Source organism: Parabacteroides sp. KHUB-02, assembly GCF_056640955.1.
In genome coordinates this window covers 4,548,377-4,561,605 of the sequence record NZ_JBWQEV010000001.1, presented here as the reverse complement: position 1 = coordinate 4,561,605, position 13,229 = coordinate 4,548,377, and the positions used below count along the sequence as shown (strand labels likewise).

At 42.9% G+C, this 13,229-nt stretch carries 5 protein-coding genes; 3 read left to right on the top strand and 2 right to left on the bottom strand.

What is annotated here, in order from left to right; all coding sequences use genetic code 11:
* Positions 1-89: 89 nt before the first annotated feature.
* Together ACYIA1_RS19150 and ACYIA1_RS19145 are read right to left on the bottom strand one after the other, a co-directional pair.
* Positions 90-1,937, bottom strand: coding sequence for a RagB/SusD family nutrient uptake outer membrane protein (locus ACYIA1_RS19150; RefSeq protein ID WP_196009398.1), 1,848 nt, complete (start codon positions 1,935-1,937; stop codon positions 90-92).
* A 44-nt stretch (positions 1,938-1,981) separates the two neighbouring features.
* Positions 1,982-5,362, bottom strand: coding sequence for a SusC/RagA family TonB-linked outer membrane protein (locus ACYIA1_RS19145; protein ID WP_480336263.1), 3,381 nt, complete (start codon positions 5,360-5,362; stop codon positions 1,982-1,984).
* Between the two features lie 559 nt (positions 5,363-5,921).
* Here ACYIA1_RS19145 and ACYIA1_RS19140 point away from each other — a divergent pair.
* The 3 genes from ACYIA1_RS19140 to ACYIA1_RS19130 all read left to right on the top strand — a co-directional run bounded on the left by ACYIA1_RS19140 (position 5,922) and on the right by ACYIA1_RS19130 (position 13,224).
* Positions 5,922-9,329 carry a SusC/RagA family TonB-linked outer membrane protein gene (locus ACYIA1_RS19140; protein ID WP_480336262.1) on the top strand — a complete coding sequence of 1,136 codons (3,408 nt, stop codon included), beginning with the start codon at positions 5,922-5,924 and terminating at the stop codon, positions 9,327-9,329.
* A gap of 66 nt (positions 9,330-9,395) precedes the next feature.
* Complete coding sequence (locus tag ACYIA1_RS19135) at positions 9,396-11,246, top strand: RagB/SusD family nutrient uptake outer membrane protein (protein ID WP_480336261.1); 1,851 nt, start codon at positions 9,396-9,398, stop codon at positions 11,244-11,246.
* A gap of 232 nt (positions 11,247-11,478) precedes the next feature.
* Positions 11,479-13,224: a DUF6057 family protein gene (locus ACYIA1_RS19130; RefSeq protein ID WP_250788879.1), complete on the top strand. Its 1,746-nt coding sequence runs from the start codon at positions 11,479-11,481 to the stop codon at positions 13,222-13,224.
* Positions 13,225-13,229: the final 5 nt, after the last annotated feature.

The following is a 13,229-nucleotide window of genomic DNA, read 5'->3' as shown; positions in this document are numbered from 1 at the left end:
ACCCTCCGGGTTGTTGACTTCATGCCGCAAATATACAAAACGGTCAGACATATCACATGCCTGACCGATACAGATTATTAACCTACGATTTATTTCCAATTCTCATTCTGGACTAAAACGCCTTCCATGGTCACGATTTGATCATTCGGGATCGGAAGAGTTACCCATTTAGCGTTATAAACGCAGTTGGCAAACTTTCCGAGATGCTTCTTCTCGTAAGTGATATAATTACTTATCTCATCGTACGCTATTCCCCAACGAGCTAAGTCGTACCAGCGATGACCTTCCATCGCCAACTCTAATTTACGCTCGAAACGTAAAGCGGCTAAAGCACCACCCTTGCTGTTGAATTGCGAATCCGGATACAAACCTACACGATAATTAGCCGCAGCGTTCGAATCCAACTTCCCATTCACTTTATCATCCAAGACATAAGATGTAGAAGTGGGCAACATCGTGGCAGCATCAACGCCCTTCACATACGAGTTTGCCGCACGGGCACGTACCTCATTTATATACTTCCCGGCCTCCTTATAATTTCCGTCGTGAATCAAGACTTCGGCATACCAAAGTAAAACATCCGCATAACGGATCAAATGGTAATTCTTGGCTGTAGAACTCGTCTCCGTAGATACGCTCGTACCGCCTTTATCCGCTTTTTTCGGTTGCCGCTTCTTATTCATATAAGGACCACCATTCGCGATATCACGTACCCACCCATCCAAGATAGAAGGAACCGTCCAATCCCAATAAGGGACATCAAAACGACCGGTACTGATATCCAGACGAGGATCGGTAAAAACCTCTAAATCCGTATGTGGAATATTATCTGTCAAGGTAGTCAACGCCGGTTTATCTTGATATGATTTATCCAGATACGGCAAACCATTCTCGTCTACGATATGTGAGTTTACCAACTCATAGGAAGGTTGATAGAAACCCCATCCGGATGTGCCCATACCTCCCGGAGGAGCCGTATGCCATGAACCTTCGATAGAGTTCGTGATTACCTGAGAACCAGAGATAGTCCGCTGTATATCGAACACGGACTCACCGCTCCAATCGGCACTACCTGCCGTAAACAAATCCTCATAAGTATCCGCTAGTTTGAATTTCGTGCCATTATTATCCTGCCCATTCGCGATAATAGCCTCCAATAAAGCCTTGGCATCCGCCCAATGATCGGAAGAACCATTCGTACCGTTATAGGGTGAAGACTGATACAGCCTCAATTTTGCCAAGAAAGCGGCGGCGGCCCATTTATTGACACGTCCTTTATCGCTCGCCCAAATATCCGGCAGGTTATCATAAGCGAACTGTAAATCCTCGGCCACCTTATCCCATATGTAAATATAATTGCCAGACTCATCCACATTGGAAACTTTTGGGTTTACATCGCTAGCGAACTCCTCGCTTCCCACGTAAGGAATAGCGGCACCAAATAATTTCATTCCCTCAAAATGCCAGAATCCGCGGAAGAATCGGGCTTGGGCGATCGCTTCGGTATAAAAATCCTTTGATACGCCTTTTACGGAAGAAAGCTCGTCCTTGATCTTATCGATCATATTAATCACGTTGTTCGCACGATAGACACCTTCATAAACCACTTTCCATTTGGTATTCAAATATCCGTTGTCCGTAGTGATCGCATACGTTTCCAAGTTCGTAAAGTCAGACTGGTCCGTAAACGTAGACCCTTTATTCGCACTTCCACCCAGTACATCGCCATAGGCATAATTTGTCAAAGGAGCCGCAAAATACTCCTGTGTAAGCATCGATGAATACATTCCTGTAATCGCATAATTTATGCCTTCCTGATTCAGTAACTCTTCTTCACTGACCGCACCCACCGGCTTCACATCCAAGAAGTCAGAGCAAGAGGTCATCGCTCCTAATGAAGACGCCACTAACATTGAATATATAAATAGTCTTTTCATACTGTTTTTTTTAATCGTTATCAATATCCTTATCGAAATTCCTTTTAGAAAGAAATATTCACGCCTAAAATGAACTGGCGTGGCATACCATAAGAACCGTAGTCGATACCTTTCATCATATCGTTACTGCTATCTTCATTATTGCTACGAACCTCCGGATCCAAACCAGAATAGCCTGTTAATGTAAACACATTGGAAACCTGACCGTAAACACGAATCTTCTCAAATTTGATCTTACTCAAGATACTCTTTGGCAACGTATAACCGAGCGTCAATGTCTGCATACGCAAGTATGAACCGTCTTCTATATAAGTAGAATTGGATTCATTAGCCGCCTCCGTACCTTCATTAGATGTACCAGCCCATAATGGATAGATACCATCCGGGTTTGTAACGGGATCCCAAGAGTTTTCCAAGCGATCTTTAGAGAAGTTACTTTGTAATGCCCCGAAATGCGTATAATACTGATAATGTTTATACAAGTCGTTACCTACAGAGAAATAAAGGAATGTACTCAAATCAAAACCTTTCCAACCAACACTAAGGTTCACACCTCCCGTGAAGTCCGGATGCGGATTACCGATAATCGTACGGTCTTCCGCTCCAATCTTTCCATCTCCGTTCACGTCACGAATCTTATAACGACCTACCCATGATTGAGGATTCAAGCTGGCCTCGTCCGCCACGGCATACGGTAAAATCGTTTTTCCATCCGCGGTCTTATAGTTCAGCACATCTTGTTCACTCGTATAGATTCCATCCACTTGATAACCGTAGAACATCGCTACCGGTTGCCCTACCGTGGTGATGTTTACCTTACTCAAACGCGTATTCGTAAATAGATCCGAAGAACCTAATTGGGTAACCTTATTCTTATAGGTTGAGATATTGGCGTTTACCGAGTAACTAAAATCACCGACTTTATCTCTCCAGCCCACACTGAAATCAAGACCTTTATTCTGCATATCGCCAATATTGATCTTTGGCTTAGTAGCGTTACCGGCCAAAGCGGACCAGTTAGCGTTCACCAACAAATCTGAAGTCTTCTTAATATAATAATCGATACTTCCGGTCAAACGATTATTCAACGCCGTTACGTCTAAACCGACGTTAAACATCTTGGTTGTTTCCCACTTAGCATTCACATCCCCCAGATTTGAGATCGCATAGCCCGGAGACGCCCCTGAATCCGCACCTGTGATTCCATATAAATAATCATTTCCGGTCGCATATTGAAACGCATAATTATAGGCTCCGATATTAGAGTTACCGGTCGTTCCATAACCCGCACGCACCTTTAAATCATCCAACCACGTACGTGTCTTTTCCATAAAGACCTCATCCGACATACGCCAGCCTAAAGAAAGAGAAGGGAATGTACCCCAGCGGTTATCCTCGCCAAACCGGGAAGAAGCATCCCGGCGAACCGTTACAGTTGCCAAGTATTTACCTTTATAGGAATAATCGCCACGGAAAAACAAGCCGAACATCGTACTTTTATCAAACATTTTTCCTTCATTCTTCATATTGTCGGAAGAACCATTGTTTAATATCCATGTATTGGGATTATTCTCGAAGATATAATCATAGCGAATGGCTTTCATGCTTCGTCCCACACCAAATTTCATAGCTTCCGTACCGATCATAAATGTCACGTCATGATCTTCATTGAATTTCGTCTTATAAGTCGCCGTATTGGTCCACTGATAATCCAACCTCCAATTCGCGTTTTCCTCCAGATAATTTTGAGATTGCCCCTCTTTATTGGTAGCGATCGTCTTCTCACTCAACGCTTGGCTCCACATACCCATCAAACGAACACTGAACTGCGTACGAAGACTCAGGCCTTTGATCGGTTTCAACTCGGCGAAAGCCGCACTTTGCAATCGCATGAAACGAGTCCAATCATCCTGTTGATTCATGGCCGTCTGATAAGCCGTATTCGCACGTCCACCTTCCGAGGCCTGTGATCCCGCATAATCGCCACCGACATTATAAACAGGTACCCATGGCTGGATCGTATATGTTTGGGCGAATACGCTCGCATCGCCTTGACGCCCCCGCTCACCGCCCATCTCCATTACGGCGATATTGGAATTCTGGCCTATCGTGAAATATTTATTCGCGTTATAAGTAGAGTTGGCACGCAGTGAATAACGTTTAAAGAAAGAAGAGATAATCGTTCCTTCCCGATTAGTATAGCCTAAAGAGGCCGAGTAAGTTCCTTTCTCTCCACCTCCCAATAAAGAGATCTGATGATCCTGTACTTTACCCGTACGAGTCACCATATCATACCAATTCGTTCCTTTCCGGGCCTCCGCTTCCGAATATCCATCTTCCAACATCTGATAATAAGCGGAACGTGACCACGAACTACTACCATCCGGTTTATAGGAAGCCACCCACGCATCGATACTACCAAACTGCGAGATTACTTGATCTTTTGATAAACCGGCCGGTTTAATCGCATAAGGCATCGTCAATTCATCTTTATCGTTCAACGATCCGAATTGAGGATGAGCGGTAGGTGTTTGTCCACGATAATCCCGCACGTTTCTCATACCTTGTGCTTGCCATTCCATCGCCTCCCATCCATTCAACAAATCATAACCACTATTCGCCATCTTCGCCACACCAAAGTAACCATCATAAGATACTCGTACCCGGCCGCTTTTAGTTCCTTGCTTTGTCGTGATAATGATTACACCATTCGCTCCTTGCGCACCGTAAATCGCAGTAGCAGAAGCATCTTTCAAGACTTGCAAAGACTCGATATCATTCGGATTGACCGCGTCGATATCCACATTCGAGACACCGTCCACAACAATCAATGGGTCCGAACCATTCAACGAGCCGACACCACGGATACGGATAGTCGTCTCACCACTAGGTCCACCCGAGTTCGAGATATACACACCGGAAGCCTTTCCCTGCAAGGCTTCTGAGAATGTCGCTACCGGAGTCTCCTTCAACTCTTCCGTAGATACGACAGCGACAGACCCCGTAATATCTTTCTTCGCTTGGGTACCATAACCGACAACAACGACCTCATCCAAGGCTTGTGTGTCTTCCGCTAATTTTACTTTGATATTGTTCTGGCTATTCTTCAGAGAGATCTCTTGAGTTACATAGCCAATGTAAGATACCACCAATATGGCATTATCCGGCACACCATCAAGTATGACACGTCCGTCCATATCGGAAATATTTCCGATAGTAGTCCCTTTTACGACTACGTTAGCTCCAACAATTGGTCCTGCTTTGTCTGAAATAACGCAAGTGACTCTACGTCCATCTTGTTGCAGGGCATTGCCCCTTACGTCTGGTGTTAAATCGCCTACTTCAGTGGCCATGACTGGACTTGCGCCACATAAGAATAAAGAGGCTCCTAGAAACACCTGTTTCCATAATACTACATTATTCATACAACATTAGATTTTAAGGTATAAATCAATAAAAAACACAATCTAACAGCAAAATGATCTTTCCATATACAACAACATTCTAGATTTCAGTAAATTTCTGAATACTTATGGTCTAAATGTTTTTTCATAAACGACTAGCCTAAACGATCGTTTCTATTAGTCGTTTGTAAAGGTCTGTTTTTTTTTCGACACGTGCAACTTTTTGTTGATTTTTTTTTATTTTATCTTATTGCTAATGGGAGAGATAACCCTTCATCGATCTAAAAAAAGCTTTTCTTTTTCAAATCATCATTTCCTCTTTTCAAAAACGCAAGATTTAAACGATCGTTTAGACTAGTCGTTTTTTTAGTATTATGAAAGAAAGCAAGAAGCGGCTTTTATCATTAAAGACATGATAATGAAAAAGCTACACAAATGAAGTTGAGAAGAAGAGAGTGATGTTTGCCTATTTTGAGATGTAAACAGATGTAACATACCCTAGAGGTATGGCAGAGTAGTGAATTCATTTTGTTAAAAGTTTGTGTTTTTTATTTTATTATACCTTAAATTCTAATTTTGTATGAGAAATGTTGTATCATGGAAGCCATTAGTCTTAGGAGCTTCTTTTCTTCTGTACGGAGCCGGAACGGCCTTCGCAACAGAAACGGATCATCTGTATCCTACACCTAGTACGGGATTTATGAGTGTCCAGCAAGATGGACGACAGGTTAACTGCCACATCGTGGATAAATCTGGTCCTATCGTTGGAGCTAACGTAGTCGTAAAAGGGACTACTATCGGAAATATTTCCGATATGGACGGACGGGCTATTATTGAGAATGTGCCTGCAAACGCAGTTCTAGTAGTATCGTATATCGGATACGTTACCCAAGAAGTCATTTTGAAAAGCAATCAAACGAACATCAAGATCACGCTGGTTGAAGACTCACAGGCATTGGACGAAGTTGTAGTTACAGGCTATAGCACACAGGCTAAGAAGGATATTACCGGAGCTGTGGCTGTTGTCGCTACCGATGAGTTGAAAGAGACTCCTGTTTCTAACTTCGCAGAGGCTTTGCAAGGTAAGGCTGCTGGTGTATTCGTACAGGCTGGTGGTGGTCCGTTGGGTGAAACAACGATTCGTATCCGTGGTGTCGGCTCCGTAAACGGTTCCGATCCATTGGTGATCGTTGATGGTGTTTCCGGAGTGGATATTGATGCAGTGAATCCGAATGATATCGAGTCTATGCAGATATTAAAGGATGCTGCCGCTTCTGCCATCTACGGTGCGAAAGGAGCAAATGGTGTTATCATTATCACAACGAAACAGGGTAAAAAGGATGATCGTGTAAAAGTATCTTACAACGGTTATTTCGGCGTAGCTAAAATGGCTAATAGCGGTTACGATTTAATGGATGCTTGGGAAGCAATGGAATTCCAAGAATTAGGTCAACGTAACTTGCTTCAGTTCCGCGGTAAAACAGCGACCCATGCCCAGTTCGGTTCTATCGGCGCTGACGGAAGCGGTCACTTGACAATGCCATACGCAATCAAACCGTCGGGGTTATCTAAGGATCAAGTGATCGCTCAGTTCGGAAGTATTGACGGTTGGGTCGCTTCCTATAAAGATAATGGATCTAACTCTTGGTCCCGTTCCGCATATTATCAAATGCTGGAAGATGGTTATTCAGAAGAAGAAGCCCGTAAAGGAACAAACTGGTATGACGAAGTAGTACAAACAGGAAAAGTCCAAGACCATCAAGTATCTGTTTCCGGTGGTGGAGAAAAAGCAACTTACGCAACTTCCTTAGGTTATATGAACCGCGAAGGTACGATCAAAGAATCGTGGTTCCGTCGTTATTCTTTGCGTGTAAATACCAATTTCATGCCGAATAAATACTTCTCGATCGGACAAAACACGAATATCGCAGTAATCGAGAACTCTGGTGAACGTGGTCGTCAAGGTGATGATAACACTTTTGGTAAAACCTTCTCTATCCAACCTTGGGTTCCTATTTACAATATTGGTGGCGACTATGCCGGTTCACAGGCCCCGGAAGGTGGACGTGCGAATACCGCTGTTCAAACTGTAAACAACGAAAAAGACAACCGCCGTCGTTTCTTACGTGCGCAGTCCGCTATCTTCGCGGAAGTAAAACCGTTGGAATCCATCGGTGAAGACTTGAAGTTCCGCACACAGTTCAGTGCCACATTGATGGGAAGCTGGGACTATTGGATGAGTAAACGTACCATCATGACTAACAAGGAAGGAGCAAATAACAATAGCTTCACTGAACGTGCGGATTATCGCTTAGGCTATCAATGGACTAATACGGTGACTTACAATAAGACTATCAATGAAGATCATACGATCGGCGTTGTGTTAGGTACAGAGGCACTCCGTGAAGGGTTAGGCCGTTGGATACAAGCCAACCGTATCGACTATCCGTATGAAGATAATCCAAACACATGGACAATTGAAAATGGCTCTACCGCTAATATGGGTACAGACGGAAGAAGAAACAATACTACAACCATGTTTGGTTTCTTTGGACGTGCCGACTACTCTTATCAAGGCAAATATTTGGCAACTGTGACTGTCCGTCGGGATGCTTCCTCACGTTTTTCCAAAAAGAATCGCTGGGGAACGTTCCCTTCTATCTCTTTAGGCTGGCGTATGTCTGACGAGAAATTCATGGAGAAAACCCGTACTTGGCTAGATGACTTAAAGATCCGTGCGGGTTATGGTACAACAGGTAACTCTAATATCGACCCATACAACTGGGCGTTCCAATACGGTACGGGTAACAAATATTTATATAGTATTAATGGTTCCGATACAGAAGTATACCAAGGTTTCGGAGTAACGAACCTAGGAGATATAGAAGCGAAATGGGAAACTTCTAAGATGTTAAATATAGGTTTAGATGTAACAGCCCTAGATCAACGTTTAAGCATGAACTTCGACTGGTATACCAAAAAGACCTCTGATATGTTAATCGACGCAAACTGGTCCGCATTAGCGGGTAATATGACAAAGCCGAACATTAATATCGGTGATATGCAGAACAATGGTGTAGATTTAAACTTGAGCTGGAGGGACAAAGTCGGCGAGTTCGACTACTCTGTAGGTGTTAACTTATCTCACTACAAAAATAAACTGACCGAGATCGGAACAGAGGCCGGTATCTTTACAGGAACTCGTATCGCCAACATGAATGTAATGATGAAAGGGCACGCCATCGGTATGTTCCACGGTTATCAGTTAGATGGAATTTATAAGAGCGAAGAGGACGTACATAACTACAAGAACGACGCTGGTGGTGTTGTATTGCCATATGGTGTAAGCGACGTAAAACAAATGGTCGCATCTGATTTTGTAGGCCAGTATAAAATCAAGGATGTAGACAACAATGGAAAGATTGACGCAAACGATCGCACATTTATCGGTAATCCGCATCCGGACTTGACTGGAGGTGTTAATCTAAGCTTAGGCTGGAGAGGATTCGATTTGAGTACTTATCTATACTTCTCCGTAGGCAACGATTTGTTCGCAATGTATAAATATTATACGCATTTCGGTTCTTTGCAATCGGCTTACTCAAAAGATCGCCGCGATAATTCTTGGCATCCTCAAACCAATCCAGATGGTATCTATCCATTATGGGCTACAACCGGCGGTGAGAGCGATATCGCTGCCAACCAATCTAACTCCGGTTATATAGAAGATGGCTCTTTCTTACGTATGCAAACACTGACTTTAGGATACACGCTTCCAAAAAAGATCTTAGATAAGATCAAATTTGAAAAGATCCGTATTTATGGTCAAGTAGCCAACGTATTTACGATTACGGGTTACTCAGGTTTGGATCCACAGGTTCGTACAGATAGAGACGGTGGTATCTCTAACGACCGTAACATGGGTACCGACTTCGGTGCTTACGGTATGCCGCGCCAATTCATTATAGGTCTAAACTTAACCTTCTAACAAAAGAGAATTCATAATGGTAATGATCCTCTAGAAAAACAGTTATAACTATAAATTTCAAATAAGATGAAGAGACTATTTATATATGCGGCAATTGCTGCCGCCGCAATAGGAAGCATGACTTCTTGCTCCGATTTCTTGGAAGTGGAACCGGTAGGTAAGATGAGCGAACCGGACTTCCTTAATCAAGAGGGTGTTTCACGATTGATAACCGGTATGTATGCCACCTTACACAACGATAGCTATTTCGAAGGTACATTAACGAATTATGCATACGGTGATGTAATGGGAGGTAGCGCCAATAAAGGCTCTAATTTTACCGACCAACCAGACTTTACTAGTTTGGAGACTTATACATTCGCTGCCGATAACAGCTATTTAAGCGTAAAGTGGAAAAGCTGTTATAATGGCGTATTTTTCGCAAACAACTTGATTAATGTAGCCAAGCAAGTGGAGACAGAATTAACCGCTGTTCCCGGACAAAGCAAGGACTACTTTACAGAGACAATCGCTCAAGCACGCTTCTTCCGTGCCTTCTGGCATTTTGAAGTTGTCAAACTATTTGGAGCCGCAGTTCCTTATGTAAATGATGAGGATGTAGCAGCGAATGTAAACCCTCAAGTTTCGAATGTAGATGAGAGCGGAAATTATATTTACATATGGGATAAGATCGCAGAAGATTTCCAATATGCTTATGACAACCTGCCTGATACATGGCCAGCAGAAATGGGACGTGTTAACAAATGGGCCGCAGCCGCATTTTTGGCAAAAACGAGAATGTACCAATCTTCCGTATATAACGGAAAGAACGGAAACTCAAACCATTGGGCTGAAGTAAAAACCATATTGGAAGAAGTCATGGCCAATGGTAAAGACAACAATGGTATGAAGTATCGCTTGGCTGATACCTATGAGGAACTTTATACTGCAGGAGTATCAGACTGGACAGGAGAGTCTGTATTCGATATCCAGATGGCAATCTCCGGTACGCAAACTAATACAAATGCTCCAAATGGTGCACCTCATATTGGTTTCGGTGGTGCTTTAGGAACCGGTGGTTGGGGATTTTATCAACCTTCTTACGATTTGGTTAATTCTCACATCGTTGACGCAAATGGTTTGCCTAAAATGGATGGCTCTTATCAGAAGGATGTGCCACTGACTACAATTGACGAGAATACGATTCCTCATACAGATTTGACCGTCTACACAGATCCACGTCTGGATATTTCCACGGGTCGTTTCAATACTCCATTCCTAGATTGGTCTATCCCAACAACAATTGACGGTTGGATTCGTGAAATCACAAACGGTGGTCCATACCTAAATAAAAAGAACCAGCCAAAGAAAGCTGATAAAGGAAGCTTATCCGTTCCGACAGAGACTTCTTCTTCTGCCAAGAACTTCCATTTAGCGCGATATGCAGATATATTGCTATGGTATGCGGAAGCTTTGATTGAAACAGGTAATCCGCAAGGAGCACGTGAATATGTAAATCAAGTACGTGCCCGCGCAGCCAATGGATATGTGAAAGCAGCAGATCCGACAACTATGCTAGAGACAACCTCTCCTTATGTATTGGATGATAAGATTAATGGTAAACAAGATACAAATGCCGCCGCAAACTATCGTATCGGTCTATATCCAGAATCTCAATTCGCTACGAAAGAGAAAGCCACCCAAGCATTACGCTGGGAACGTAAGATAGAGATGGCCATGGAAGGTCATAGATGGTATGATTTGGTACGCTGGGGTATCGCTGCTGAAGAATTGAATAATTACATCAAATACGAATCTCAGTATTTAGGTAAATACCAGAATAAGTATTATAATCCTAATTGGACTACACTTCCAATTCCAATCAACGAAATACGTTTGATGAATGGTTTATTAGTTCAAAACGAAAACTGGAAATAAACAAGTGGGTTAACAGTTTCAAAAAGAGCAGCCGGGCATGTGATATGTCCGGCTTGCTTTTTTAATCCCCAAAAGTAAGTTAACTTACTTTGCTCACGAAGTTAACATACTTTGCCAACGAAGTTAACTCCATGTGCCAATTAAGTTAACTTCGTTTTGTGTAGATTGGTATTTCCGATAAAAATCGTATCTTTGTTTGATTTTAAATCAAAATGAAACGTGTACTCTAGCCATGAGATATAAACAAATACTCCTCGGTTTGATCCTGTTTGTCCTATTAGGGGGTTTCTTGCAAATAACCGGCAAGTTTCATTTCTTCTATATTGAGCAGCTTCAACTATTCCAGTTTTCCGGAGATTATCTTGCGGATAAGATCAGCAATCCGGGAGGTTTATCTTTGATTATCGGGGAATTCTTGACACAATTCTTTATTACCCCTTATGCAGGGCCTTTTATTACCGCAGCTATACTTACGTCTATCGGATTGACAATGAGAGCGATCATCCGGCAAATCAATCCGGATAAAGAACTCTTCCTGCTTTACTTACTTCCGGTTCTATCTTTATTATTGATTCAATACGACTTCAATTATTTATTACAAGGCACTATCGCATTCCTATTTTGTTTGCTTAGCCTAAACGCATGGATGCGTATAAAAGATCTCCACTACCGGCTATCCGCCGCATTGATAATCACCCCACTACTTTTTTGGATGGGAGGACCGGTCGCCGGGCTATTCTCATTCAGTGTGGTTCTAAAGGAATCAGTAAGCCGTTCCAAACATGGAATCTATTTTTTAGCGGTTTTAATTGAATACCTATTTATCGGGATCGGGAGTGTCTGGTCAACTACCATCACCAGCTATCGCTTCGCGTTCTTACCGGACGCTTTTTACCACCCGATTCTGGCGGCTCCCAATCTCATCTATTTCGCATGGGTCAGTTTACCGCTTAGCTTGATCGGGGCATTCGTATATCCTAAAGGCAAAAACAAATCAAAGAAAAAAACAGGGATAGAGCTTACCGTTCAATCCATCCTAATCCTATTCCTTTGCTGGGTAGCGATTCCACGGTATAACGACCAGAAAGCCTATCCTCTAAAGGTCTTGGATTATTATGCCCGTACCGGACAATGGGACGAGATCATCCGGCATTGTCACGGGCCGATCAAAAACTATTTATATTTAACTTACTTAAATAGGGCACTTGCGGAAAAAGGGGAGTTAGCAGACCGGATGTTCGCTTTTGATCAACACGGCCCTCAAGGACTACTCGCCTCTTGGAACAAGACCTTTACGGTCTCTACCCTGTTAAGCGACGCTTATTTTACGTTAGGGGAAATCGCATTATCACAGGAGATGGCTTTTGAAGGATATGTCACCGTAATTGGCGCCGGTAATCCCCGGAACCTGCAACGGCTTGTTCAAACAAACTTGATTTACGGAACGTATCCTATCGCCGAGAAATATATCAGTATCTTAGAAAAAACATATGCTTATCATAATTGGGCTAAGCAACATAGAGTGTTCTTGTATAACGATAAAGCGGTTGAAGCAGATCCGGTATTAGGCCCTAAACGAAAAACTCTCCCGAAAGAAAGTAACCTATCCGGTATCAACGGACTGGAGCATGATCTACTTATCCGTGCCGAACAAGACCCGGGGAATCAGCTCCCGATCCAATTCACCGGGGCTATCTATCTGCTTTCTAAAGACATGAAGTCCTTCCAAACGTTGATAGAGAAGTATTATGGAACCCCGGTACTCCCCTCTCTTCCCGTGAGCTTTCAAGAGGCCGTTATCCTATTGGCTGAGAAAGACGTGGATTACTGGAAGCGTTTTAACGTATCAGAAAATGTCATCCGCAAATTCGCCGGTTATCGGAACTTAGTCGTACAGAATCGGAATAACCCACAGCTTCCTCAACTTATAAGAAACTCGTTTGGAGACACTTATTGGTCTTATTATACGTTAAAATGATCAAC